This window comes from Pseudarthrobacter oxydans (assembly GCF_030812335.1).
GTDB lineage: Bacteria > Actinomycetota > Actinomycetes > Actinomycetales > Micrococcaceae > Arthrobacter > Arthrobacter oxydans_B.
The window spans coordinates 458,311-484,456 of the sequence record NZ_JAUSSN010000002.1 but is presented as its reverse complement, the minus strand read 5'-3'; the positions used below and the strand labels follow the sequence as shown (position 1 = coordinate 484,456).

The 26,146-nt window shown below is 69.1% G+C and carries 20 protein-coding genes; 6 read left to right on the top strand and 14 right to left on the bottom strand.

Going from position 1 to position 26,146, the window contains the following annotated elements; translation table 11 throughout:
* Nucleotides 1–158: 158 nt before the first annotated feature.
* From J2W14_RS05260 to J2W14_RS05250, 3 genes are all read right to left on the bottom strand, one after another.
* On the bottom strand, nt 159–1,640 hold the full coding sequence (locus tag J2W14_RS05260; RefSeq protein WP_307459344.1) for a UDP-glucose dehydrogenase family protein: 1,482 nt from the start codon (nt 1,638–1,640) through the stop codon (nt 159–161).
* On the bottom strand, nt 1,637–2,785 hold the full coding sequence (locus tag J2W14_RS05255) for a glycosyltransferase family 4 protein (RefSeq protein WP_307459341.1): 1,149 nt from the start codon (nt 2,783–2,785) through the stop codon (nt 1,637–1,639). Before J2W14_RS05255 ends, J2W14_RS05260 begins: the two co-directional genes overlap by 4 nt.
* Before the next feature lie 408 nt (nt 2,786–3,193).
* Nucleotides 3,194–4,144: an HNH endonuclease gene (locus tag J2W14_RS05250; protein WP_307459338.1), complete on the bottom strand. Its 951-nt coding sequence runs from the start codon at nt 4,142–4,144 to the stop codon at nt 3,194–3,196.
* Here J2W14_RS05250 and J2W14_RS05245 point away from each other — a divergent pair.
* A complete protein-coding gene (locus tag J2W14_RS05245) occupies nt 4,143–4,322 on the top strand; it encodes a hypothetical protein (RefSeq protein WP_307459334.1) in 180 nt (59 codons plus the stop codon). The two genes, J2W14_RS05250 and J2W14_RS05245, sit on opposite strands and share 2 nt — an antisense overlap.
* Before the next feature lie 477 nt (nt 4,323–4,799).
* Here the strand turns inward: J2W14_RS05245 and J2W14_RS05240 are convergent, their stop codons facing one another.
* Nucleotides 4,800–5,204, bottom strand: coding sequence for a DUF4383 domain-containing protein (locus J2W14_RS05240; protein ID WP_307459331.1), 405 nt, complete (start codon nt 5,202–5,204; stop codon nt 4,800–4,802).
* A 251-nt stretch (nt 5,205–5,455) separates the two neighbouring features.
* Here J2W14_RS05240 and J2W14_RS05235 point away from each other — a divergent pair, with 251 nt between their 5' ends.
* The gene (locus tag J2W14_RS05235; RefSeq protein WP_307459444.1) at nt 5,456–6,772 is read left to right on the top strand and encodes a cell division protein PerM; all 1,317 of its coding nucleotides are present in this window, start codon (nt 5,456–5,458) and stop codon (nt 6,770–6,772) included.
* A gap of 13 nt (nt 6,773–6,785) precedes the next feature.
* On the opposite strand, the gene J2W14_RS05230 is transcribed toward J2W14_RS05235, so the two are convergent.
* Nucleotides 6,786–7,226: a hypothetical protein gene (locus J2W14_RS05230; RefSeq protein WP_307459328.1), complete on the bottom strand. Its 441-nt coding sequence runs from the start codon at nt 7,224–7,226 to the stop codon at nt 6,786–6,788.
* A gap of 39 nt (nt 7,227–7,265) precedes the next feature.
* Between J2W14_RS05230 and purN the strand changes: the two genes are divergently transcribed.
* A complete protein-coding gene (gene purN / locus J2W14_RS05225; RefSeq protein WP_307459325.1) occupies nt 7,266–7,868 on the top strand; it encodes a phosphoribosylglycinamide formyltransferase in 603 nt (200 codons plus the stop codon).
* Between the two features lie 113 nt (nt 7,869–7,981).
* Here the strand turns inward: purN and J2W14_RS05220 are convergent, their stop codons facing one another.
* On the bottom strand, nt 7,982–9,334 hold the full coding sequence (locus tag J2W14_RS05220; RefSeq protein ID WP_307459323.1) for an MFS transporter: 1,353 nt from the start codon (nt 9,332–9,334) through the stop codon (nt 7,982–7,984).
* Between the two features lie 151 nt (nt 9,335–9,485).
* Here J2W14_RS05220 and purH point away from each other — a divergent pair, with 151 nt between their 5' ends.
* Nucleotides 9,486–11,171: a bifunctional phosphoribosylaminoimidazolecarboxamide formyltransferase/IMP cyclohydrolase gene (gene purH / locus J2W14_RS05215; protein WP_307459320.1), complete on the top strand. Its 1,686-nt coding sequence runs from the start codon at nt 9,486–9,488 to the stop codon at nt 11,169–11,171.
* Between the two features lie 394 nt (nt 11,172–11,565).
* Here the strand turns inward: purH and J2W14_RS05210 are convergent, their stop codons facing one another.
* Nucleotides 11,566–12,567, bottom strand: a complete 1,002-nt coding sequence (locus J2W14_RS05210) for a trypsin-like serine peptidase (RefSeq protein WP_307459317.1) — start codon at nt 12,565–12,567, stop codon at nt 11,566–11,568.
* A gap of 248 nt (nt 12,568–12,815) precedes the next feature.
* On the opposite strand from J2W14_RS05210, the gene J2W14_RS05205 reads away from it, so the two are divergent.
* Complete coding sequence (locus tag J2W14_RS05205) at nt 12,816–15,035, top strand: NADP-dependent isocitrate dehydrogenase (protein WP_307459313.1); 2,220 nt, start codon at nt 12,816–12,818, stop codon at nt 15,033–15,035.
* A gap of 227 nt (nt 15,036–15,262) precedes the next feature.
* Nucleotides 15,263–17,476, top strand: a complete 2,214-nt coding sequence (locus J2W14_RS05200; protein ID WP_307459310.1) for a catalase — start codon at nt 15,263–15,265, stop codon at nt 17,474–17,476.
* Nucleotides 17,477–17,488: 12 nt separating this feature from the next.
* Here the strand turns inward: J2W14_RS05200 and J2W14_RS05195 are convergent, their stop codons facing one another.
* From J2W14_RS05195 to J2W14_RS05165, 7 genes are all read right to left on the bottom strand, one after another.
* Nucleotides 17,489–18,010 carry a mucin-associated surface protein gene (locus J2W14_RS05195; protein WP_307459308.1) on the bottom strand — a complete coding sequence of 174 codons (522 nt, stop codon included), beginning with the start codon at nt 18,008–18,010 and terminating at the stop codon, nt 17,489–17,491.
* The gene (locus tag J2W14_RS05190) at nt 18,007–19,335 is read right to left on the bottom strand and encodes a serine/threonine-protein kinase (RefSeq protein WP_307459305.1); all 1,329 of its coding nucleotides are present in this window, start codon (nt 19,333–19,335) and stop codon (nt 18,007–18,009) included. Before J2W14_RS05190 ends, J2W14_RS05195 begins: the two co-directional genes overlap by 4 nt.
* Nucleotides 19,336–19,904: 569 nt before the next feature.
* The gene (locus tag J2W14_RS05185) at nt 19,905–21,326 is read right to left on the bottom strand and encodes a hypothetical protein (RefSeq protein ID WP_307459303.1); all 1,422 of its coding nucleotides are present in this window, start codon (nt 21,324–21,326) and stop codon (nt 19,905–19,907) included.
* A gap of 115 nt (nt 21,327–21,441) precedes the next feature.
* Nucleotides 21,442–22,512, bottom strand: coding sequence for a Gfo/Idh/MocA family protein (locus J2W14_RS05180; protein ID WP_307459301.1), 1,071 nt, complete (start codon nt 22,510–22,512; stop codon nt 21,442–21,444).
* Nucleotides 22,513–22,692: 180 nt separating this feature from the next.
* Nucleotides 22,693–23,400, bottom strand: coding sequence for an ABC transporter ATP-binding protein (locus J2W14_RS05175; RefSeq protein WP_307459299.1), 708 nt, complete (start codon nt 23,398–23,400; stop codon nt 22,693–22,695).
* 2 nt (nt 23,401–23,402) lie between these two features.
* Nucleotides 23,403–24,830, bottom strand: a complete 1,428-nt coding sequence (locus J2W14_RS05170) for an ABC transporter permease (protein ID WP_307459297.1) — start codon at nt 24,828–24,830, stop codon at nt 23,403–23,405.
* A 192-nt stretch (nt 24,831–25,022) separates the two neighbouring features.
* A complete protein-coding gene (locus J2W14_RS05165) occupies nt 25,023–26,126 on the bottom strand; it encodes a substrate-binding domain-containing protein (protein ID WP_307459294.1) in 1,104 nt (367 codons plus the stop codon).
* Nucleotides 26,127–26,146: the final 20 nt, after the last annotated feature.

Below are 26,146 nucleotides of genomic sequence, written 5' to 3'. Positions count from 1 at the left end.
CGCTGACCACGTGAGCCCGGCGTTTCAGCGCACGGGTTTCGGCGTGCGGGTTCAGCGCCCGGCGTGTCGGCGCCCGGGCTTCGGCGCCCGGCGTGCCGGCGGGTTGTGCCGGCGGGTCCTTGGTGGGTCCTGACGTGGGGTCGTGCCGGCGGGTCCTGTCAGCGGGGCGGGCCGGCGATGGTCGGGCTGGCCGGGACCAGCCGGTGGCCCGCGGCTACGCTCGGGTCGGTCGCGCGGCCCCGGCGCAGGCCGCGTCCCAGGCCGCGGACCGTCCAGCCTGCCGCCTCCCAGGCCGCAGCGTCGACGGCGTTCCGGGCGTCCAGCAGGGTGCGGCGCCGGACCAGCGCCCCGGCGGCGGCCGGCCGGAGCGCGGCGTACTCGTCCCACTCGGTCAGCAGCAGCACAAGCTCCGCCCCTTCCAGGGCCGCGGTCGTGGACGGCTCGAAGCGCAGCTGCGGGTAGCGGAGCCACGCGTTGTTGATCGCGGCAGGGTCCGTCACCGTGACATGGGCGCCGGCCGACGCCAGCTGGAGGGCAACGGCCAGGGCAGGGGAGTCCCGGATATCGTCCGTGTCCGGTTTGAAGGCCGCGCCGAGCACGGTGACCCGGCGGCCGCAGAGCTCGCCGCCGCACAGTTCCCGGGCCAGCCCTACGGTGCGGGAACGCTGGTCCTGGTTGATCGAATCCACCACCGCCATCCACCGGTCCACCGAATCCACGCCCAGGCCCGCCGCCTGGACCCGGAGGGAGCGGATGTCCTTCGGCAGGCAGCCGCCGCCGAAACCCAGGCCGGCATGGAGGTACCGGCTGCCGATGCGCGGATCGAAGCCCATCGCCGCGCCCAGCTGTTTCACGTCGGCGCCCGTCGCGTCGCAGAGTTCGGCCATGGCGTTGATGAAACTGAGTTTCGTGGCAAGGTACGCGTTCGACGCCGACTTGATCAGTTCCGCCGTCGCGAAGTTGCAGACCAGACGCGGAATCCCGGCGGCCAGCAGAGGCTCGTAGACGGCATCGAGGAGGGCGGTGACCGCTGCGCCGGTGCCCGGTGTGCTGCCGTTCCCTGGGCCGGTGCGGGCGGGGCCGCCGTCGGGGAGGGTGTCGCCTGGCGTGCCGACCCCGCAGGAGCCGTCCTCGGGAATGCCGTACACCAGGCGGTCCGGGACCAGCGAGTCCTTGACCGCCGTGCCCTGGCGCAGGAATTCGGGGTTCCATCCCAGGAGCACGTCTGGCCGCGCCGACAGCACACCGCGGAGCATGTCCACCGTTCCGACCGGGACGGTGGACTTGCCCACGACGGCGGACCGTGCGGCCAGATGGGGGAGCAGCGCCTCCGTGGCGGCGACGAGGTAACTGAGGTCGGCGCCGTCGGAGGTCTTGGCCTGTGGTGTGCCCACGCAGAGGAAATGCAGCTGAGCTTGGGCGGTGTCGGCGAAGTCAGCGGAGAAGCCGAGCCGGCCGGTGGCGATGCCGTCGCGCAGGAGTTCGTCCAACCCAGGCTCGAAGAACGGTGCCGCGCCCCGGCCCAGCTGCTCCACCTTGGCGGCGTCGACGTCGATCCCCACCACGCTGTGGCCCATCGAGGCGAGGGTGGCCGCGTGGACGGCTCCGAGGTAACCGCAGCCGATCACGGAAATTCTCACAGGGTGACTCCTTGAGGGGTGGTGGCGGGGATACGGGCGGGGAGGACCGCCTGGTAATGCTGGACCAGCTCGGCGCAGAGGGCGGACCACGTCCGGCCCTGGACCGAAGCGTGGGCCGCCGCGGCGAACGCGCGACGCTTGGCGTCGTCGCCCGTCAGGTCCACCACATGGGAACGCAGGGCGGCCAGGTTCCCCGGCTCATACAGCCACCCGGTGCGGGAGTTCTCGACGAGGTCCAGCGGGCCGCCGCGGCCGGTGGCGACCACGGGCACACCAGAGGCCATCGCCTCCTGGATGGTCTGGCAGAAGGTCTCGAACTCGCCGGGGTGCACGAAGAGATCGAAGGACGCCACCGCGCGGGCCAGCTCCCCGCCGCCGAGGAACCCGGTGAAGACCGCGTCCGGCAGGGCATTCTCGAGGGCCTGGCGCTGGGGGCCGTCGCCCACAATCACCAGCCGGGTGCCGGGGACATCGGCGAGCACGGCGAGGTCCTGCACCTGTTTTTCGACCGCGAGCCGGCCCACGTAGCCGATGATGCGCTCGCCGGCCGGGGCGACGGCGGCCCGCCAGCCGGCGTCGCGCCTGTCCGGGGAGAACCGTTCCGTGTCCACGCCGCGCCGCCACATCTCGACCCGCGGAAGGCCGCGGCCGCGGAGCTGGTTGAGCGCGAAGCTGGAGGGGGCGAGGGTCCGGGAGGCCAGCAGGTGGATGTTCTCCACCCGGTTCCACGCCCAGTTCTCCAGGAACGGGACGCCGTAGCGGCCGGCGTAGCCCGGGACCTCGGTCTGGTAGACGGCGATGGTGGGGATCCCCAGCTGGTGGGCGGCCTGCGCCGCGCGCCAGCCGAGCACGAACGGCGACGCCAGGTGGACGACGTCGGGGGCGTACCCGGCAAGGATTCGCTTGACCCGGGAGACACCGCCCATCGCCACCCGGACGTTCGCGTAGCCGGCCAGCGGCACCGAGGGCAGCCGGTGGACATGCGCCCCGTAGACCTCGTCGGGGGTGCCCGTGTCCTGTGTGGACGGCGCGATCACGAGCACCTCGTCTCCGCGCTCCTGCAGATGCTCCAGGACCCGCAGGATCGAGTGGGTGACCCCGTTCATCAGCGGCAGGAATGACTCAGCAACAATTGCGATCCTCACCCCTCAACAGTGCGGGGGAATGCTGTCGGCGCGGGGGTGGGCGAATGGCGGGGGAGGGAAGAGTGGGTTAACGGGGTGTGGGCCGGGACTGGGGTCGTGCTGCTCGTGGTCCACTGGGCATGCCCTCCGGTCACGCCCAAGGCTGGGCATAACACGCATATGTTCCCTCGTGGCCGCGAAGAATGAGCATGTCCGCTTGTGATGTGCTCCGCTCATTGCGGCCGGCCCGCCCCGCCCGCTGGACATGCGCTCCGTGCGGGTCAGAGGCTGGACATAATGCCGTATGCCCGCTGGACATGCGCTCTGTGCGGGCCAAGGGCTGGACATAATGCCCATATGCCCGTTCGTTACGGCGAAGAATGAGCATGTCCACCCCGCGTGGCCGCCATTTGTGGCAAACGGCCGGGCCTACTGCGGTCCCAGGAGCTCGCGGGCCTGCCGCTGGGCCTCGAGCTGTTCGTCGGTGACCGTGGATCCGCGGAGGAACCCGGCGTCGGCGATGATCCGGCGCAGCTCGGCGACGGTCCGCGGAGTGCCCACCCCGACGTGCGCCATCGCGTGGCAGTTGGCGCAGAGCGGGATGAGGTCCGTGAGCGGGTCCAGCTCGTAGCCGCTGCCCAGTTGCGACACCGGGACGAGGTGGTGGACCGGGATGAACTCCAGGCCGATTTCGCCGTACTTCTGCTCGAAGGAGAACCCGCAGGCCGCGCAGCTGCTGCCGTGGAGCGCAATGCAGGCCCGCCGTGCGTCGGGGTCCTGTTCGTAGCGGTTCACCACGACCCGGGTGACCGCGTCCTGCGGGTAGGTGCCGGGACCGGGCCGGGTGGGGTCCGGGCCGGGCAGCGGCCCGAAGTCCCGCCACAGGGCCCGGATCGCCGATTCCTCGGCCGGCTCAACGCTCAGCCCGGCGGCATCATCATCGCCCCAGGGGACGCCGGGCAGCGCCTCCGTGAGAACGTCGACGGCGATCTGCTCGCCGTGCGGCAGCAGGGAGTCGAAGGCCACCTGCACCGACACCGCGGCCTCGTCCGCCCCGGCCTCATCGGGCGCGGCACCGGCTGAAACGATCGAGTGCGGCCCGGCGTCAGGCTGCTCCGAAACCACGACTCCGTGGCCGATAAGTCCCCGGCCGTGGTCACCCTGCAGGAGTAGCCAGACGTCCGTGCCCGCGGCGATGCTCTCCGGGCCGCCCGCGCTCCAGCGCTCAAGGTGCAGCCCGGTCGCGGCCACGCGGTCGACGGCGGCGGCGTAGTTCCAGGCATTCCAGCGGTCCGGGTTCCAGCCCAGGATGATGGCGGTCATCTGGCCATTCTCGCAGGCGCGGACCGCAGTAAAATTGATCTTAGAGGTGTTGGTCATGACCGGGTCCATTGTGGTTCTGCTGATTATCCTGGCGGCGGTTGCCCTGTTCGCCATCGTTGGCACGGTGGTGCTGGTGGTTCGCGACGGCCGCGGGCTCATTCCGCTGGAAAAATCGGACCGCCCCTGGACGGCGGGGAACCTGCCGAGCCTGCCGTACTCCCAGATCCGCTTCTAGCCACCGCCCTCAGGTGGGCGATTGGACGCAAGCGGCCGCCAAGCAAGGATGCTTGGCGGCCGCTTGTAGCTAATGGGTGAGCTTCGCCAGGGGCGTGGCGTCCGGCGCACGGGAGTCTGGCGCCGGCGTCGTAAATCTTTGCAGGCCCGCGACATGCACGCGGCGATCTGACGCAAGTGGTCGCTATTCGGGGAGCCATAGCGACCATTCGTGGCGAACGGGTGAGGGCGCCCGGCTCATAGCGACCATTCGTGGCGAACGGGTGAGGGCGGCCGGCTCATAGCGGCCATTCGTGGCGAATGGGGAGTTCGGCCGCACGCCCGCACGCCCGCCGCACGCCTCACCCACCCCCCGCACACAAAGAAAGCTGGTGCAGTCGCTGCGTTTCCGCGAGGCGACTGCACCAGCAGGTAGTACGAATTTTCAGATTGCTATGAAACGTTACTCATTCGCGGCTCCCTTTGTCCCGGTTGTTGCTTACCGGGTTTGTGCGTCGTCAGCCAGATGCCTCGACAACAGCCAGCCGGCGACTACCATTGCTACGCCCAAGATCATGAAGCCCCACGCACCCATGACGTTCATCGACAGGAAGTTGGCCACCGACCCCACGCCGACAATGAGCGAATAGACGCTAAGGACGATGTACAGCAGGCCAAAGCCCATGAGGAAGTTCCGGGCGCCCATGGGGTTGTTCCGGGACATCACCACGCCGATGGTGCCGATGAGGGCCTGAATGATGTTTAGCAGGATCGATACCTGGAACAGGCCCAGGAACAGGGCCGTGGAATTCGGTCCAACGATCGCCAATGAGTCGTACTGCGTGGTGATGCCCGGGATGAACCCCAGGATGCCCACGACGATCAAGACGATACCTACACCCATGCCGACGTTCTGGACATCTGTCCGTCCGAAGTGAACGCCGTGTGCATGTGGAGATGCGGTAGTCATTTTCTGCCTCCAACCACTGATTGCGGACATTCCAATTTTACGGCGGAGTACGGAAAAAAGCGCCTGCAGGGTGGGTAGTTGAATTCAGCCCCGAACGCCGGGAATCCGGGAAAATCCGTGCCGAATCGGCCGGTTGAGCCTGTCGGAACAGGCAGGAACCTCCGCACATGGCACCATGGAACACGATGAAACTGCGCGCTGATCAGACCGGGGAACGTGGACTTCCGATGCCCTTGTGGCTGCAGGGAGTCCTGGAGTCGGCGCAGGCAGCCATAATTTCCGCCCTGGTGGTGGCCGCCCCGATCCTCGCCGTGTGGGCCACCGCCGGTTTCCTGAACGCCGAACCCGACGCCCTGGCCCGCCTCGCAGGGCAGGCCTGGCTGCTGATCCACGGCGTCCCGCTGCTGCTGGAGACCGTCGGCACGGGCTCCGCGGCCGCCCATCAGTCCGGCGTCCTCTCGCTCACCCCGCTGGGGCTGACCCTGATTCCGTTCCTGCTGGCCTGGCGTGCCGGCCGGCGGCTGGCCCGGGCCTCCTATACGGACCAGCTCTGGCAGGCGCTGCTTGGCTCCTGGCTGATGTACGCCGCGTTCGGTCTGACCACCGGCTTTGTCTGCCGCACGGACGACGTCGGCGTGGGCCTCTGGTCCGCCGCCCTCATCCCGCTGATCCCATTCGGGCTCGGCATGGTGATCGGCGCCCGCCGTGAGGCCGGCTCCTGGAGCCGCCTGATCGGCGTCGACGCCGTGGCCTGGCTTTCCCGCACCAGCCAGCATTCGCGCTGGGCCGGCTCCTACCTGGGGTCCGCGGTCAAAGCCGGCTTCGTGGCGCTGATGGCCGGCCTGGCCATGTCCTGCGTGCTGCTCGCCGCCACCTTCTTCATCCACTGGAATCTTGTGGTTGCGGTCTATGAAGCGCTCGACGCCGGGGCGACCGGAGGCGCGATGCTCACCATCGCGCAGCTCGGCTTCCTGCCCAACCTGGTCGTGTTCGCACTCGCCTGGATCTCCGGTGCGGGCGTTGCCCTGGGCGTCGGTTCCCAGGCCGGGGCGCTGGGCACCGCCGTCGGGCCGCTGCCGTCGATCCCGGTGTTCGCGGCCCTGCCGGCCGGCCCGCTGGATTTCGCGCTGGCCGCGCTGGTGGTGCCGGTCCTCGCCGGAACCCTCGCTGGCTGGTGGTTCCTGCGCGAAGGGGAAAACCACTTCGACGAATGGCTCTCGATCAAGATCCGCGCCCGCTGGTTCACCGCCACGGTCTCCACCCTGGCGCTCGGCGTGATGGTCGGCAGCGTCGCCGGGCTGCTGGCCGCGGGCCTGGCCTGGCTGGCCCGCGGTTCCGCCGGGATCGGACGGCTCACCGAGATCGGACCCGACCCGCTCCGGACGGCACTGTTCGTGGCCGCGGAGGTGGGGATCGGCGTCGTGATCGGTTACGCCGCGGGACCCTGGCTGGAACGCCAGCAGAAGCTGCGCGAAGCGGACCTGGAGACGGCGTCCCTGTGACGCGGCTCCGCGTTTAGCGGAACTGCGGCAGCGACTGTTCCAGCTGGGTCTGGCACTTGGAGGCCGCCTGCTGGGTGAGGGCCTGGCGGCTGCACTGCTGGTAGTCGCGGACCTGGTTGAAGAACAGCGCCGAGGTCAGGAGCAGCAGCACCTGCACGGCCAGGACCACCAGCCCGGCGATCGTCCCGAACAGCACCAACTTGGATTCCTTGAACTTGGCGTACCGGACCAGCACCATGATGCCCAGGACGATGCCGGCCACCGTCAGGAGCGCGCTGAGCCAGAGGTAACTGATGTCCAGCTGGTAGACGAAGAACGACCCCAGCACCGCCACAATGAAGCTGCGGAACAGATTGTGGGTCTTGGCCTGCGAGGCCTTGGCCGCGTCGCTCAGCGGGTGCTGGCCTTGCGGCTGCCCGCCCCTGCTGCCGGCGGAGTCGTTCGGGGGATTCATGGTTTCCAGCCTACGCGAGCGGCCCCATAAGCTAGGACAATGCGCATCGTAGTCCTCGTCTCCGGCACCGGCTCCAACCTCCAGGCCGTCATCGACGCCGTGACAGAGGGCCGGCTCGACGTCGAGATCGCCGCCGTGGGCGCGGACCGGCCCGGCACCTACGGGGTGGAGCGCTCGGCCGCCGCCGGCATCCCGACGTTCGTGGTGGACTTCAAGGCCTACCCGGACCGGGCGGCCTGGAACGCCGCGCTCACCGACGCCGTGGCCGCCTACGCGCCCGACGTCGTCGTGTCCTCCGGGTTCATGCGGATCGTCAGCGCGGACTTCATCGACGCGTTCGGCGGCAAATACCTCAACACCCACCCGGCCCTGCTGCCCTCGTTCCCGGGCGCGCACGGGGTCCGCGACGCACTGGCCTACGGGGTGAAGGTCACCGGCTGCACGGTGCACTGGGCCGACGCCGGGGTGGACACGGGCCCGATCATCGCGCAGGAGGCCGTGGCGATCGCGGACGGCGAGACCGAGGAGTCCCTGCACGAACGGATCAAGGTGGTCGAGCGCCGGCTCCTGGTCTCGACCCTGGCATCCCTCGCCGCGGCGACCCCCGCCATGCCCCCCACCAAGTACCCCTCCCGCCCCTGACTCTCTCGTTGCGCTGTCACTTTTGGTGCTTCTGAGCTCCCAGAAGCACCAAAAGTGATAGCGCATCCGCCGGTGCGGGACGGATCCGAGGGGGGAACGGGGGATCGGGCGGCTTAGGCGAGGTGGCGCTGCTTGGTCTCGGGGGCGAAGAACGCCATCCACAGCACACTGAGCAGCACCAGCACCCCGGCGATGGCGAACGAGGTCGCGAGGCCCAGCTCCGGCCAGAGGAACGCGGCGAAGACCAGCGGGCCGAAGCCGGCGCCGAGCCGGGAGAACGTCGAGGCCCAGCCGAAGCCCGAGCCGCGCAGCTCCGTCGGATACAGCTCCGAGACATAGGCGTAGAGCACCGGGATGGCCACCTGCACCACAAAGCCGAACACCAGCAGCCAGAACACGGCCGCCGTCGGGATGTCCACCACAATCGCCACGATGACCAGCGTCAGCGCGGACAGCGGGCCGGTGATCGCCAGGATCCACTTCCGGCCCACGCGCTCCACCAGCAGCGCGGCAACCACCACGCCCAGGAGTCCGACGGCGGCCATGGAGGCGGTGGTGAGGAAGGCTTTGTACTCCTCGAAGCCGGCGCCGATCAGGATCCGCGGCATCCAGGTCAGCGACAGGTAGTAGACCAGCAGGATGCTGAAGAACAGTGACCAGGCCGCCGTCGTGATTTTCCAGTCGTACTGCCAGAGCAGGCGCAGCTGGGTCCAGGCGCTGCCGGCGGAGAGCCGCGGCGCGTCCTGCGCCTCGGGCAGGCTGTAGACGCGGGGCTCGGCCCCGGTGGCCGCGACGAGGTCATCGATGACCTTGGCGGCTTCCTCCCGGCGGCCCTTGCGGATCAGGAACAGCGGGGATTCGGGCACGCTGCGGCGGACCCAGAACACCAGCAGCGCCGGCAGCACCATCACCATCATGGTCAGCCGCCAGTCCCCGTACAGGGCCACGAGCCCGGCGGACACGAACCCGCACAGCGCGGCGCCGATCGGCCACCAGCCGTCCATCGCGGTGAGGACCTTTCCGCGCTGCTTGCGGGGCGTGAACTCGCCCACCAGCGCGTAGTCCACCGGGATGCAGCCGCCCAGGCCGAAGCCGGCCATAAAACGGAACGCGACGAACCAGAGGAAATCAGGGGAGAAGGCGCCCAGCACGGTGAAGATGGAGAAGATCAGCAGGGTGGCGGTGAAGGCCTTCTTGCGCCCGATGGTGTCCGCGATGGTGCCCCAGACGAAGGCGCCCAGGGCCATGCCGATCAGGTTCGAGGCCCCGATCCAGGCGGCCTCGCCCGGGGTCAGGGACCAGTGCTTGGACAGCAGCGGAATCAGGATGCCGTTGAGCGTGACGTCCCAGGCGTCGAACATAAAGCCCAGGCCGCCGATCAGGAAGATCCGGCCCTGCACTTTCCAACGCCACGGCAGTTCCTGGACCACCTGTTCGCCGCTGGGCACAGTGGTGTACGTATTCATCTCAGCCTCCTGGGAAAACTCTACGTGGCCGCGCGCGCCGGTGCGGTCCGCTTCATACTCCGGCGCGCGGAAAGGCCCGGCGCGCTGACGCGATAAACTGGCCGCATCCCCACCACCCGCGGCCCCGCCGCGATATAAGACGGAGACTTTTGTGAGCTTCACGCAGCTTGACCGTGTATCCATCGACCGTGTTCCCATCCGCCGGGCCCTGATTTCGGTCTACGACAAGACCGGTCTGGAGGAGCTCGCGCGGGGCCTGCACGACGCCGGCGTCAAGATCGTCTCCACCGGCTCCACCGCCAAGAGGATCGCCGCCGCCGGCATCCCGGTGCAGGAAGTCGAAGAAGTCACCGGTTCCCCGGAAATGCTCGACGGCCGCGTCAAGACCCTGCACCCGAGCGTCCACGGCGGCATCCTCGCCGACCGCCGCGTCCCGGCCCACATGGACACGCTCGCGTCGATGAACATCGAACCGTTCGACCTCGTGGTGGTGAACCTGTACCCGTTCGTGGAGACCGTGAAGTCGGGCGCCGCGCAGGACGACGTCGTCGAGCAGATCGACATCGGCGGCCCCGCGATGGTGCGCTCCGCCGCGAAGAACCACGCCGCCGTCGCCATTGTGGTGGACCCGTCCTCGTACCACGACGTCGTGGCCGCCGCCGCTTCCGGCGGCTTTGACCTGAAGACCCGACGCCGGCTGGCCGCCAAGGCCTTCGCGCACACCGCGACCTACGACACCGCCGTGGCCAGCTGGACCGCGAGCCAGTTCCTCGACGAGGACGGCGACGGCGTCATCGACTGGCCCGCCTACGCAGGCCTGGCGCTGGAACGCTCCGAGGTGCTCCGCTACGGCGAAAACCCGCACCAGCAGGCCGCCCTCTACGTGGACCGGGCCGCCCCGGCCGGCATCGCGCAGGCCGACCAGCTGCACGGCAAGGCCATGAGCTACAACAACTTCGTCGACGCCGACGCGGCCCTGCGCGCGGCCTTCGACTTCGCCGAGCCCGCCGTGGCGATCATCAAGCACGCCAACCCCTGCGGCGTGGCCGTCGGGTCCGCCTCCGCGGCGGATCCGATCGCGGACGCGCACGCCAAGGCGCACGCCTGCGACCCGGTCTCCGCGTTCGGCGGGGTGATCGCGGCCAACCGCACGGTCACCGCCGGCATGGCCAGGACCGTGGCGGGCATCTTCACCGAGGTCGTGATTGCCCCGGGCTTCGAGGACGAGGCCGTGGAGATCCTGTCCAAGAAGAAGAACATCCGCCTCCTGGCCCTGCCCGAGGGCTACGGCCGCTACCCGACCGAATTCCGCCAGGTCTCCGGCGGCATGCTGGTGCAGGCCACGGACAAGGTCGACGCCGAGGGGGACAACCCCGCCAACTGGACCCTGGCCGCCGGTGCCGCCGCCGACGCCGAGACCCTGGCTGATCTCGCATTCGCCTGGACCGCGTGCCGCGCGGCCAAGTCCAACGCCATCCTGCTGGCCAACCACGGTGCCGCCGTGGGCATCGGCATGGGCCAGGTCAACCGGCTCGATTCCTGCAAACTCGCCGTCGAGCGGGCCAACTCGCTGGGCGTGAGCGTGGAGTCCGAAGTCGACGGCGCCGGCGGTGCCTCCAACGCCGACGCGTCCGGTGCCCCGGAGCGTGCCCGCGGCGCCGTGGCCGCGTCGGACGCGTTCTTCCCGTTCGCCGACGGCCTGCAGATCCTGATCGACGCCGGCGTCCGCGCCGTCGTCCAGCCCGGCGGCTCTGTCCGCGACGAGGAAGTCATCGCTGCAGCCAACGCCGCGGGCATCACCATGTACTTCACCGGCGCCCGGCACTTCTTCCACTAAGGGGTCCCGCTGAGCCGGGCGCGCGGGGTTCCGCGCACCCGGCTCCACCACGAATGGACATGCCCTCCCTTTCCCGGAGGGCATGTCCATTTTTCGTGGCTAGGAGTGGGCATATGGGGAACATGTCCACGCGCTGAGAGCCTCGGGGGACATGTCCCGTGCAGCGGACGAGGAGCAGGCCCGGTAAGCAATGTCGGCCGGGGGACATGCTCATTCTTGGAGCCGAGAGCTGGGCATATGGGGAATATGTTCACGCATTGAGCTTTGCGGGGGACATGTCCGTCGCGCCCCGGCGCCGGGCACACGTCAACGCGGGGCCACCTGGGCCCATCCCCACTGCTGGAGATGGGCCTCGAGTGACCCCGCGCTGGTATGGGTGTTGCCGGGTGTTGCCTTAGGACGCGGCCGCGGTGGCGTAGGCCTGCTGGATGACCGAGCCCCAGTACGGGCCGTACATCGTGGTGGACTTGCTGCCGTAGCCGTAGCTGTTGACCGAGTTCTGGTAGCCGGTGGAGCTGGCACCGATGAACCACGGGCCGCCCGAGGATCCGCCGGTCATGTTGCAGGGGATGCCCTGGGAGTTGAACTGCGGGTTGTAGGGATCGTTCGTGGCGGTGCCGCTGCAGCTCTTCAGGGATTCACCGTTGAAGGGCCGTGCCGCGGGGTAGCCGAACGCCTTGTAGGTGAGGCCGCGGGCGGCGTTGAACTGCAGCCCCGAGGCGCCCACCACGTCCGAGAGCGTCTGGCCGTTGAGCGGGTTCATGACGGCGAAGCCGGTGTCGTACGTCATGTCGCCGCCGGAGCTCCACTGGGTCGGGGCGTGCAGGGACTTGGCCGTCCACATGCCGTACGGGGCGGCGCCGTCGAGGTAGGCCGGGACAAAGGTGAACTTGGTGGCGAAGGCGCCCGGGCCCTCGTTGAGGCAGTGCCCGGCCGTGGAGACGGTGCTCTTGTTCGTGGAGGAGACCGAGTTGCCGGAGCAGACGTAGTTGGAGCCGCCCAGGGTGAAGAAGACCTTGCCGATGTGCTTGACCGGGGTCTCGCTCGCGTTCGCCTTGCTCTGGACTTCCTTCGCCTGCAGGTTCGGAGCCTGGGACTCGACGGTGCTGGGCGCCCCAGTTTCCGCCGGGCGGTTCACGGCGGCCTTGGAGTTGGCGCTCTTCTGCATGGCCCTCTCGGCCAGCACGTCGCCGGGGATGGCGCTGCGCATCCGCTCTTCCGTCCAGTACTCCGCCCCGCCGGTCTCGACGACGGTGTGGCTGCTGACCCCCGACGTTTCCATCGGCGCGTTGCCGGGTGCCGGGGCGGCGCTCGCTGCGCCCGCGGCGCTCAAAGCCAACAGTGCCGCTGCCGAGAGGCTGAGGAGGCTGGTGGCCAGAGTCTTGGGTGTTCTCATGGTTGTCCTAACCGGTGGAATGCGGTGCGGCCTCCGGTGGTGGCCGCTGTGATGGGAATGAAACTACGGTACTTTGACGGAGGTGTAAAGCATCTTGTCAATTCTTGTCACAGCATGTTGCCGGCGTCACGGAGTCTGGGGCGTACGACGCCGGTAGGCGGCAACCCTACTCCCTCGGGTAAGTTAGGGGTGTTGAATTGGCACAAAATTTCCGGAAATACCCAGACCTTCAGGGAGACGCCCGAGCAATGGCAAAGATTATCTATACCCACACCGACGAAGCGCCGATGCTGGCCACCTATTCGTTCTTGCCGATTGTTGAAGCCTTCGCTTCGACGGCCGGTGTGGAAGTGGAGACCCGCGACATCTCGCTGGCCGGCCGAATCATCGCCGCGTTCGGCGACTACCTCACCGAAGAGCAGCGCGTCAGTGACGCCCTGGCCGAACTCGGCGGCCTCGTCAAGAAGCCCGAAGCCAACATCATCAAGCTGCCCAACATCAGCGCCTCGACACCGCAGCTGAAGGCCGCGATCGCGGAGCTCCAGGGCCAGGGCTACGCCCTCCCGGACTACCCGGATAACCCCTCCTCGGACGAAGAGACGGACATCCGCTCCCGCTTCGACAAGATCAAGGGCTCCGCCGTCAACCCGGTGCTGCGTGAAGGCAACTCCGACCGCCGCGCACCGCTCTCGGTCAAGGCCTACGCCCGCCAGAACCCGCACAGCATGGGGGCCTGGACCGCGGAGTCGAAGACCAACGTCGCCACCATGGACGCCGATGACTTCCGCTCCAACGAGAAGTCCGTCGTCATCAAGGCTGACGGAACCGTCAAGATCCAGCTGGTCAAGGAAGACGGCACGGTCAAGGTGCTCAAGCGGGCCTTCCCCGTCCTCGCCGGCGAGATCATCGACGGCACCGTCATGCGCGCCGCCGCCCTGGACACCTTCCTCGCGGCCCAGGTGGCCCGCGCCAAGGAAGAGGGCGTGCTGTTCTCCGCCCACCTCAAGGCGACCATGATGAAGGTCTCGGACCCGATCATCTTCGGACACGTCGTCAAGGCGTACTTCGCCGAGCTCTTCGACACCTACGGCGCCCAGATCGCCGCCGCCGGCCTGAGCCCGAACAACGGCCTGGCCTCCATCCTCAACGGCCTCGAGGACCTCCCCGAGGAGATCCGAGGCGACGTCGAGGCGGCCATCACGAAGGGCCTGAACGACGGCCCCGAGCTGGCCATGGTCGATTCCGACAAGGGCATCACCAACCTGCACGTCCCCTCCGACGTGATTGTGGACGCCTCCATGCCGGCCATGATCCGCAGCTCCGGCCACATGTGGGGCCGCGACGGCCAGGAAGCCGACACCCTCGCCGTCCTCCCGGACAGCAGCTACGCCAGCATCTACCAGGTCGTCATCGACGACTGCCGCGCTCACGGCGCCTTCGACCCGACCACCATGGGCACCGTCCCGAACGTCGGCCTGATGGCGCAGGCCGCCGAGGAATACGGCAGCCACGACAAGACCTTCGAGATCCAGTCCGCCGGCACCGTCCAGCTAGTCGACGACGCCGGCACCGTGCTGATCGAGCACCAGGTCGCCCCGGGCGACATCTGGCGCGCCTGCCAGACCAAGGACGTCCCGGTCCGCGACTGGGTCAAGCTGGCCGTCACCCGCGCCCGCGCGTCCGCCATGCCGGCCATCTTCTGGCTGGACAAGGGCCGCGCCCACGACGCCCAGATGATCGCGAAGGTCGAGGAGTACCTCAAGGAGCACGACACCGAGGGCCTGCAGATCGGCATCATGCCCCCGGCGGAGGCCACGGCCTTCACCCTGGAGCGCATCCGCAAGGGCGAGGACACCATCTCGGTGACCGGCAACGTGCTGCGCGACTACCTCACCGACCTTTTCCCGATCCTGGAACTGGGCACCAGCGCCAAGATGCTCTCGGTGGTTCCGCTGATCAACGGCGGCGGCCTCTTCGAAACCGGCGCCGGCGGCTCCGCCCCGAAGCACGTCCAGCAGCTGCTCAAGGAGAACCACCTGCGCTGGGACAGCCTGGGTGAGTTCCTGGCCCTCGCCGTCAGCTTCGAGCACCTGGCCACGTCCACGGGCAACGCCCGCGCGCAGATCCTTGCCGACACGCTGGACCGCGCCACCGGCACCTTCCTGCTCGAGGACAAGTCCCCGAAGCGCAAGGCCGGCGAGCTAGACAACCGCGGCAGCCACTTCTACCTGGCCAAGTTCTGGGCCCAGGAGCTGTCCCGCCAGACCGACGACGGCGAGCTGGCCGCGGCGTTCGCTGCCGTCTCCGGCGCGCTGGATTCCGCGGAGGAGACCATCCTCGGTGAGCTCCTCGCCGTCCAGGGCTCCCCGGTGGACCTCGGCGGGTACTACCACCCGGACGAGGCCAAGGTCACCGCGGTCATGCGGCCCTCGGCGAAGTTCAGCGGCGTGCTGTCCATGCTGGGCTAGTTTCACGGGCCGGCGTTATGCCGGCAGAGTCTTAACCAAGGCTGCGTTCACCCCGAACGGCGTACCGGAAATTCCCGGTGCGCCGTTCGGCGTTTTTCGGGATCGGCCTCCGGACGGCTGTTGCCGACGCCGACGCCGTCACCTAAGGTACTAAGCACGCTTAGTTTCGGTCGGCGCGCCACAGGGCGGCCGTCCGGGCCAAGGTTGCCTACCTGAGGAGTCGCAGCATGCCAGCAGACAGCAACATCCAGATCCCCGGTGCGGTGTCCGTGGAACCGCCCGCGCTGGAGGAGCCCACCGCTCCGCGGGAACCGCTTCCGCCCAAGCCTGACCAGCAGGGACCCGAAGCCGTCTCGCCGACCGGCACCCCCACCGGCGCCCCGGTGAACTCGCGGGCGCAGTCCGGCGCGTACCTCACCACGGCCCAGGGGCTCCGGCTCTCCGACACGGACCACTCGCTGAAGGCCGGCCGGCGCGGCCCGGTGCTGCTCCAGGACCACCACCTGCGCGAGAAGATCACCCACTTCGACCACGAGCGCATCCCGGAACGCGTCGTCCACGCCCGCGGCGCCGGAGCCCACGGCGTCTTCCGGTCCTACGGGTCGGCGTCGAACATCACCCGCGCCGGGTTCCTGGCCAAGGACGTCGAGACGCCCGTCTTTGTCCGCTTCTCCACCGTCCTGGGCTCCCGCGGCTCGGCCGACACCGTCCGGGACACCCGCGGTTTCGCCACCAAGTTCTACACCGACGAGGGCACCTTCGACCTCGTCGGCAACAACATCCCGGTCTTCTTCATCCAGGACGGCATCAAGTTCCCGGACATCGTCCACGCCGCGAAACCGCACCCGGACCGTGAGATCCCGCAGGCCCAGAGCGCCCACGACACTTTCTGGGACTTCGTCTCGCTGCACACCGAAGCCCAGGCCCACACCATGTGGAACATGTCCGACCGGGCCCTCCCGCGCTCCTACCGCACCATGGAGGGCTTCGGCGTCCACACCTTCCGCTTCGTCAACGGCGACGGCGCGACCAGCCTGGTGAAGTTCCACTGGAAGCCGAAGCAGGGCGTTCATTCACTGCTCTGGGAGGAGGCCCAGTTGATCAACGGGATGGACCCGGACTTCCACCGGCGGGACCTGGCCGACGCGATCGAGGCCGGCGCCTTCCCGCAGTGGGAACTGGGCGTGCAGGTCTTCCCGGACACGGAGGAGGAGTTTTTCGAGGGGATCGATCTGCTCGATCCCACGAAGTTCGTCCCCGAGGAACTGGCGCCCGTGCAACCGATCGGCATCATGACCCTGAACGCCAACCCGGTGAACTACTTCGCCGAAACCGAGCAGGTCGCCTTCCACCCCGGCCATCTCGTCCCGGGCATCGACGTGACCAACGATCCGCTGCTGCAGGTCCGGCTGTTCTCCTACATCGACACCCAGATCAGCCGGCTGGGCGGCCCCAACTTCGGCCAGCTCCCGATCAACCGGCCGCACGCGCCCGTCAACGACATGCTGCGCGACGGCATGCACCAGACCGCGGTACACGGGGGAGCGGCGCCGTACCACCCGAACTCACTCGACGGCGGCTGCCCGTTCCTGGCCGGAGCCGACCTCGGGGCGTTCGTCGACGTCCCGGAAGAACTCGCAGCCGCGGTCAAGGAGCGGAAGTCGCCCGCATCCTTCGATGACCACTACAGCCAGGCGCGGCTGTTCTTCCGCAGCCTGGCCCCGGTGGAACAGGACCATGTGATCCAGGCTTACACCTTCGAACTGGGGAAGTGCCGCGAGGAGACCGTCCGCCAGCGCCAGCTGCTGGCGCTGGCCAACATCGACCCCGCCCTGTGCGCGGCGGTGGCCTCCGGGCTCGGCATGCCCGCCCCGCAAGCCAGCGAATCCGTGGAAGACGCCGCCCCGAGTCCGGCGGTCTCCCAACTCGGAGGCTCGTGGCCGGTGGCCGGCCGGGTGGTGGGAATCGTCGCCGACGAGGACAGCGACCTGGACGCCGTCCGCGCTGCGCGGGCCGCCCTCGACGCCGCCGGGATCGTACCGCTCGTGATCGCTCCGGCCGGAGGCTTCCTCGGCGGACCCGACGGCGGCATCCCGGTCCAGCGGACCTACCTCACCGCCCGCTCGACCGAGTTCGACGCGGTCCTGGTGGCCGCGTCGGGGGCGCCGGCGGCGGATGCCGCGCAGGGACGGGACGCCAAAGCCGGTGAGCCGGGGGCGTCGCTTGATCCCCGTGTTGTGCTGCTGCTGTCGGAGATGTTCCGGCACGCCAAGGCAATCGGCGGCTGGGGCCCGGCGGTCACGTGCCTGGACGGTGCGAGCATCCCGCCGGACGCCGAGGGCATCGCCCTCGGGGACGGGCCCGACGACGTCGTGGCGCAGCTCACCGGACTGCTCGCTGCGCACCGGGCCTGGGAACGCTTCCCCGCGGCCGGGGCCTAGCTCCCGGCGGCCCTAGTCGTCCTTGTCGTCGTCCTTGCCCTTGCCCTTCCCCTTGCTACTGTCGGCCGGAGGCGCGGGCGCGACGGCGGGCGGAGCCGCCGCTGCGGCCGCTGCTTCGGCCTGGGCGGCGGCTGCGGCCTGCGCTGCCGCTTCCTGTTCGGCCGCAACCCGGGCGGCTTCGGCCTGACGGGCGTTGAGGTCCACGCGGACAGTGTCGACGGACTTCCGGATGCTCTGGTGCCGGACAAAGGACACCTCGCCACGGGCGGCCGCTGCGTCCAGCTTCAGCACGAGCTCGTCGAGGTGCTTCAGCGACGCGGCCGGATCATTGGCCGCGGCGGCCTCGGTCACGGCCAGGACCTGGGATTGCAGTTCCCGGGCGGCAGCGCGGTCCAGCTCCGGCGCCGCGGCACAGCCGGCCAGGGCGCCGGTGAGCAGCGCCGTGCCGAGGAGCCAACCCGCGAAGAGCGGACGGGTGCGGCGCGGACGGAATCGGGCCCGGGCACTCCGGGCCGGCCGGGTGGTCAGGTTCATGGTTCCACACTCTTCTGCAGCTCTTGGAGGTGCTGCCCCAGGTCCCCGGTCACGGCCGGGTAGGGGACGACGGCGGGTGGTTCAGGTGCTGCCAGGGCGACGGCAGCCGTGACGGCACCCGTCACGAGCGCCAGGAGCGCGAGGGACAACAGGACTTGGGTGCGGCGGCCGGCCAACCGGAAGCGCGAGGCGGTCCGGGACAGCCAGGAGCCGCGGTTGGCCCGCGGGGTGGTGACGGCGTCCGGGTCCAGCAGGTACGCGGCCCGGGCACCGGCACCGGTACTGGCACTGCCGCCGGTGCTGGCGCGACCGCCGTCGCCGGTGGCGGCATCTGTGGCGGCAGGAGGGTCGCTAACGGGCATGGCAAGCGTCCCGTGGTCGGAGCCGGGTCCGGCCGGGGACAGCAGCGGGGGACGGGCCGGCGGGGCCGGCAGCACGCGGGTGCGTTCTTCGGCGACGAGCCCGGGGAGTGACTCGGGCGAGACCAGGGCATGTCGCAGCGCCACTTCGAGGTCCGCGGCGGACGGACGTTCCAGGGGATCCAGCGCTGTCATGGCCCGGATCAGTTTGGTCCATTCGACGGGCACGGAATCCGGGACGGCCGGGGCCCGGTGCAGTCTCGCGACGGCGGATTCCACCGCACTGCCGGGGTATTCGAGCTCACCCTTGATGCATTCGAGCAGGACCAGTCCCAGGGAGTAAATGTCGCTTGCCGGACCAAGGTCGGCGCCGCGGGATTGTTCCGGACTCAAGTACGCGGCGGTCCCCACCATGGTGCCGGTGACGGTCAGCCGGGTCCCGTCCATCATGCGGGCAATCCCGAAGTCGGTGAGCTTCGGCCGCAGGGGCTCCCCGGGACGGACGGGAACGAGCAGAATGTTTGCAGGTTTGATGTCCCGGTGGACGATGCCGAGCGAATGAACGTAGGCCAGGGCGTCCGACACACCGGCTCCGATGACCGCGATGTCAGCCAGCGGCAACGGACTGTGCCGGATCCGGGCCCGGAGGTCCTGCCCGTCCACCAGCTCCATGGTCAGGAACGGCCGGGGTTCCTCGGGGATGCGGGTGTCCGTGCCGGCGTCGAAGAGGGTGACCAGGCTCGGATGGTTGAGGGTGGCCAGGAGTTGAATTTCGGCTTCCTGACGCCTGAGTTCGTCAGGATCGGCGGACTGCGGGGCAAAGAGCTTGAGAGCCACGTCGCGGCCGAGGTTCACGTCCCTGGCGCTGTAGACGGACGCCATGCCGCCCCGGCCGATCAGTTCCCCCAGCCGGTAGCGTCCGCTCAGGAGCTCTGCCGTGGTGCTATTAGGCGAAGTACTGTCCACGTTGTCCCCGTTCCTTCTCCCCGTGCGCCACGGCGGCGCTCCTGAAGAATGATACCGGGATGGGTATCGGCTCCTCGCACTGCGGCCGCGGACCGACGGCCGCAGTGCGGTGGATTCGCGCATCCTGCGAGGCCGTTGAGTCCCCCAGCGGACCCAACGACGGATTGCTTTTCCGGAGCCTGCGACGCCGTTGAGTCCCCCAGCGGACCCAACGACGGAATGCCTTGCCGGAGCCTGCGACGCCGTTGAGTCCCCCAGCGGACCCAACGACCTCACTCCGACCTCACGAGACCTTAGCGGAGGCGGGAGCGGCACCTAGGGCGGGCGTTCCTGGTAATGCGGGGCTGGTTTTCGGCGCGCCGGGAATCCGGCGGGGAGGGGCGGGACAGCGTGCAGCGCTGCGGGCGCTGAAGGTGCCTGTACGTTGGCGGGGGAAGCGAGAGGGCATAATGGTGCGCCGGAATACCGGCAGCGGACGGTGCCGTCCATTGGGGATCTCCTGAATGACTGTTGGCGGGCGCCCAAGGCAGCCCGATTGGCCGTGCTCTGTGGAGGGCAGAGACGGCTAACTAGTCAGGAGATGAACCGGGGTCAGCGGCGACGGCTGAGTGCACGTGCTGCAGCGGACCGCGGATGGGATCAGCGCCGGCTGTGGGAATGACGAGATACGGGCTGGGAAGCCAGGCGGCCCCACCGGCCGGGCCACCGGAGGAAGCGGTATTTCCGGAGCCGGAGCCGGGCGCCGCGGGCAGGGCGTCGGGAGCGGGCAGACCTGTCCCGTTGGGCCACGGTGTGGGACTGTCATTGCCGGCCGGTGCCGGCGGCACGGTGCCTTCCGGGGTGGCGCCCGCCGGGGCAGCGCTGCCTGTCTGCTGGCCGTCCGCTCTCGGCCGGACAGGGGTGTCCAGGGCCGGGAGGTACAGCGGGGTTCCGAAGACCTCGATGTCGGGTGCGGGCGCAGGTTCCTGCAGCGCAGTCAGACGATCCTCGGTGGCGTTACACCCTGCTGGGACGTCAGGTTCTTCGGTGGATACCGGGTCCGGGGCCAGCACGACCGGGGGAGCCGCGTCAGGGAGCGCCTGGTCAGGAACCGCCGGTTCAGTTGGTGGAACCGTGTCCGGGACCGTGGGCCGTTCCAGCGGCAGGTCCGTTGCCGTGGGTGACGGGCTGGGTGCCGTTGTCGTGGGCGACGGCGTGGGTGCCGTCGTCGTGGGTGACGGGCTGGGTGCCGTTGTCGTGGGCGACGGCGTGGGTGCCGTCGTCGTCGGTGACGGGCTGGGTGCCGTTGTCGTGGGCGACGGGCTCGGTGCCGTTGTGGTGGGCGACGGCGTGGGAGTGGTGGCCGGGTCAGTGGCGGGGATTGTTGGCTGGGGCTCGGAGACGGGATCGACCACGGGGGCGGTCGGATCCGGTGCGGGAGCCGGGTAGGTTTCGGCCGGGTCCGGGGCGGGCGAGGGAATGGGACCGGAATCAGTCCGCGTGGGGGTCGGTGTCGGCTCGGTGACAGGCTCGGGTTCCGGCGGGGTCGTCGGCAGGGCGGTGGCCTCCGCTGCGGGTGCCGTCGTCGTCGGCAGGGCGGTGGCCTCGGCTGCGGGTGCCGTCGTGGTCGGCAGGGCGGTGGCCTCCGCTGCGGGTGCTGGAGCGGGCTCGGTGGGCAGGGCGGACGCCGCCAGAACGGTGGGGTCCGGCGTCGGCTCCCCGGTGGGGGCCGGAACAGTCGCCCATGACGTTCCTCCGGGCGTGAGGCCGGCCGCCACGGTGGCTTCAACAGTCGCTGGGGCTGGGGACGCGGAAAGTGTCGGAGCGGGGACGACGGCGGTGAGGGTGATGGTTCCGGCGACGGTGACGTCGGCGCTGGGAGTGGGGGCGGGGGCATCGTGCGCGCTGGCAGCCGTTGCAGAGAGAGCAAGCCACGCGAGTCCGGCGGCACCGCCCAGGATTACCCGCCGGAGGGGACGGCGCGAGCGTAACGGGACTGTTGCTGGGTCCACTCGCACACCCCATTTCCCGGATAGGTCGACGATTCCCTATAGGGTAAGTCCGCGCGCGGGGGCGAGTCCAGAGCCCAAAGTAACACGGGGCGGGTTTACGCGGCGGAAACGCCCGTCACCGTGTGTCGTTCGGGTAGCTGACACCCAGTTGAGCGCGCACGCCGTCGAACAGGCGCATGGTGTTCAGGGAGTCCTCGAGCGGCATCACGGGGCTCTCGGTGAGTCCGTGCTGGATGCACCGGGTCACCTCGCGCAGTTCGTAGCAGTAGCCCCGGCCGACGACGTCGAAGGACTCGCTGCGGGTCTCGTCGAAGCCGACCCGGATCTGGAGCTCCTTGGGGTTGTTGATCGATCCGATGGCCTGCAGGAACCCCTGGCTGCCCGCCACGGTCGCCGTCCTGGGGCCGTGCGCCAGCAGGGATGAGGTCAGTTGCGCCTGGGCGCCGTGGTGGTAGCCGAGGGTCAGGGCGTTCTGGGCGTCCACGCCGTCGTCGTTAAGCCAGCCGGTTGCGCTGACGGTCTGCGGGAAGCCCAGGGTGCCCAGGGCCCAGAGCAGCGGGTACACCGTGATATCCAGCAGCGCGCCGCCGCCGTCCTTCGGGGCCCACAGGCGTGAGGTGGGCGAATACGGCGCCGGGAAGCCCAGGTCCGCTCCCACCCACTTGACCTCGCCGATCTCGCCGGAAGCGGCGATCTCGAAGGCCCGCTGCATGCTCGGCAGGAAGCGGCTCCACATGGCCTCCATCAGGAACAGGCCCTTGGACCGCGCCAGCGAGACCAGCTCGGAGGCCTCTCGCGCGTTGACGGTGAGCGCCTTCTCGCACAGCACGTGCTTGCCGGCGTTCAGGGCCGCCAGTGCGATTTCGTGGTGGTGGGCGTGCGGCGTGGCGACGTACACGACGTCGACGTCGTCATTGGCGAGCAGCCGTGCATAGCCGGTCTGCCCGTTGAGGTCACCGTAGGCCCGGGCGAAGCCGAAATCCGCGGCGAAGGCGTCCGCTGCCGCCTGGGTGCGCGAACTGACCGCGTACAGCTCGGCGTCGGGGAGGAGCTCCAGGTCGCGGGTTACGGACGCGGCGATGCCTCCCGTGGCGATGACGCCCCAGCGCAGCCTGGCGCCGGTGGCTGTGCGGGGATCGGAGTCCGGCTGGCTGAACAGCCAGGGTGTGTCGATGTGGGCGGTCATGGAGTCATCCTCTCACCCGGACGGGGGAGGCCTTGGTTGTGCACGCCGGAGCTGAGGTCCTTGGTTGTGGCCGCCGGAGCTGAGGGAGCGTCGGGGTGGGGTGGGCCGCGGAGGCCGGGGACGGGTGGGGGTCCCGCCTCCGGCATCCGCGGCGGCTGTGGGGGAATGCCGGGCGGGCCGTTACGCGGGAGCGCCTGCCGCTGCCCGGCTGCGCGCTGCCTCCTCGGTCAGCCGGCCCTGCTGGAGCCGGAACCGCCGGTCGGTCTTGTTGGCCAGCGACCGGTCATGGGTGACCACGAGGATGGTGGTGTTGTGGTCCCGGCTGAGTGAGCTGAGGAGCTCGATGATGTGTTCGCCGGTCTGCTCGTCCAGGTTGCCCGTGGGCTCGTCCGCGAGGATCAGCTTGGGGGAGTTGGCCAGCGCGCGGGCAATCGCCACCCGCTGCTGCTCGCCGCCGGAGAGCCGGTTGATGCGGCGCCCGTGCTTGTCCGGGTCGAGCTGCACCTGCTCCAGCAACTCCCGGGCACGTTCCAGCCGGGCAGCCTTCCGGATCCCGGCGAATTCCATCGGGAGCATGACGTTGTCCACCGCGGAGAGGTTGGGGATCAGGTTGAACTGCTGGAACACAAAGCCGATGTCCCGCCGGCGGTACTCGGTGAGCTTGCCGTCCGGCAGGCCGGCCAGGCTCACGCCGTTGACCAGCACATCCCCGCTCGTTGGTTTGTCGAGGGCGCCGAGCAAGGACAGCAGGGTGCTCTTGCCGCTGCCGCTCTTGCCCACGATCGAGGCCAGGGTGCCCTGCTCGAGCATGAAGCTGACATCGTTGACCGGCTTGATGGTGCGGTCGCCGGACTTGAACGTGCGGACCAGGTTCTTAACTTCGATCATGGCTACTCTCCTCGGAGGACTTCGATGGGACGGATGCGGGCCGTGAGCAGGGCCGGCACCAGCGCCCCGATGACGGCGACGCCAAACACGGCGGTAATGCCCGCGGCGATGACGCCGGGGGAGGCGCTCGCGGTGACGGAGGTCAGCAGCTGACTGGCCCCGCCGAGGGGATTCGCGCCGGGCATCCCGCCGGGAATACCCGGGCCCCCGCGCTGGCCGGCCATGGTGGTGACGGTGGCCGTGGCGGTGTTGGAACTGATCAGCGCGGAGGCGATGCCGCCGCTGGCGAAGGACGCGACGGCGGCACCCACCACACTGCCCAGGGCCACGAGGACCAGCGCCTCCAGCACAAACTGCAGGCCGATGGTCCGGTTGGGGGCGCCGATTGCCTTCAGCACCCCGATTTCCCGGCGGCGCTCGCGGACCAGCATGACCATGATCAGCAGGATGATCAGGCCGGCGGTGGCCAGGGCCGCCACGAAGGCGATGAAGGAGATGTTCTTGACGCTGCCGAGTGAACTGACCGCGGTTTCGAGGTTACGCTCGCCCTGGCTGACATCCGCCGCGTCGGTGCCGAGCGCGGCCTGCAGGGCCGTCTTGGCGGCGTCGACGTTCTCCAGGGAATTGACCGTGACGATCATCGTGGACAGCTCGCCGGGGAGTTCCGCGAGCGTCTGGGCCGTGGGGAGCGTGAGGTAGAGGGCGTTGTTGCCGAAGGCCGTGCCGGCGTCGAACAGGCCCGCCACGGTGAAGCTCTGGTCCTTGACGGTGAACGTCGAGCCGACGGTCAGATCGTTCTTCTCGGCCAGGGTGGTGCCCAGCAGGGCGCCGGTGGAGACCACGGTGTAGTCGCCCAGGCCCGTGCCCTGCGTCAGTTCCAGGGCCTTGCCGGTGGTGTCCACCTCGGCTCCGATGCCGGTGGCCGTGACGGGCACGGAGAACGCCGGCGCGGCGGTGGCGGTGCCGGTCGCTCCCGTTGTGCCCTCCGCGGCCTGGTTGCGGGTGCCGAGCGTCCCGGCGTCGACGGCGGCCGTCAGGCTCGTGGTCACGGTGGTGGCGGACTGGCTGCCTTGACCGCCCTGCCCGCCGGGGCCTCCTGCCCCGGCGTCGACGGCGGCCGCAGCGGCGTTTCGGAGGCGCAGCGCCTTGGTGCCGACGACGGTGCTCACGTCGGGCACGGCGGCCGCCGTCGCGGCCTGTTCGGCGGTCAGCGGCTCGCCGCCGCCTTCGAAGCCCTGGCCGCCGGCGGGATTGACGGTCAGCACAGTGCCCACCGAGGCGTTCAGCTCCGCGACCTTTCCCGCGACGGCCTGGTTGGCCACCAGCATGGCCAGCGCGAGGCCGATTGCAACTGCCAGCACGGCCACGACGGCCGCTGTTCTGACCTTGTTTCTGAAGGCGTTGCCTATACTCCGGGCAAGGACGCTCACGTGACTCCTAGGGATCTTGGGCCGGCCGGAAGGGCCGGCGGCTGATCCCACACTGGTACGGGCTGCTGTGCGGACCGCCATGCGGAGCTATGGATCCGCTGTGAAGGGTTGCGCGGGAGATCCGGGCAGCAAAAAGCCCCGGTCCGCCAGAAGGCGGAACCGGGGCTCTTGGAGGTGCTGTCCAGACAGGAACTACTGCTTGGTGATCGGTCCGAGCACCGGATCGTTGACGTATTCCGTGTAGACGTTCTCCTGAGTCACGATGACCGGCTCCAGCAGGTACGCCGGAACAACCTTGACCGTGTTGTTGTAGGACTTGTCATCGTTGATCTCAGGCGTCTTGCCGGCCTGGAGGTCCTTGACCATGGTGATGGCGTGCTCCACGAGCTTGCTGGTGTCCTTGTTGATGGTGGAGTACTGCTCCCCGGCCATGATGGACTTCACGGACTCGACTTCGGAGTCCTGGCCGGTGACAACCGGAATCGGCTTGCCGGCGGCCTTGACCGAGGTGATGATCGCGCGGGCCAGGGTGTCGTTCGGGGACAGCACACCGTCGAGCGGTGCAGTGCTGTAGGTCCCGGCGAGCAGGGTGTCCATGCGGCGCTGGGCGTTCTCTGCCTTCCAGCCCTGGGTGACAGCCTGCTCGAACGTCGTCTGGCCGGACAGCACCTTGAGGGTGCCGTCGTCCATCTTCGGCTTCAGGACGCTCATGGCGCCGTCGAAGAAGACCTTCGCGTTGGCGTCATCCGGGGAACCGGCGAAGAGCTCGATGTTGTACGGCCCCTCCGGCTTCTTGGCCTTCATGCCCTCCAGCAGCGCCTGGCCCTGGAGTTCACCGACCTTGAAGTTGTCGTAGGCCACGTAGTAGTCGACGTTGGCGGTGTTCAGGAGCAGACGGTCATACGCGATGACCGTGGCGCCGGATTCCTTGGCCTGCTGGAGCTGGGTGCCCAGCTGCGCACCGTCGATGGCGCCGACGATGATGACCTTGGCGCCCTTGGTGATCATGGCGCTGATCTGGTTCTGCTGTTCCGAAACGCCGCCATTGGCGAACTGCACATCCGGCTTGAAGCCGGCGGCGGTGAGGCCGTCGTTGAAGAGCGTCTCCGCCAGGACCCAGTTTTCACTGGTCTTCTGGGGGAGCGCGACGCCGATCAGGGAGTCTTTCGGGAATGCTTCCCCGCCGGTGGTGGACCCGCCGGTGGTCCCGGTGTCGGTGCGGCCGCAGGCTGTCAGCGCCAGTGCCGCAATAGCAGCGATCGCTGCTGCCTTTCCTGCTTTACCAATCAGTCGCATTGTTTGGTTCACTTTCTTTA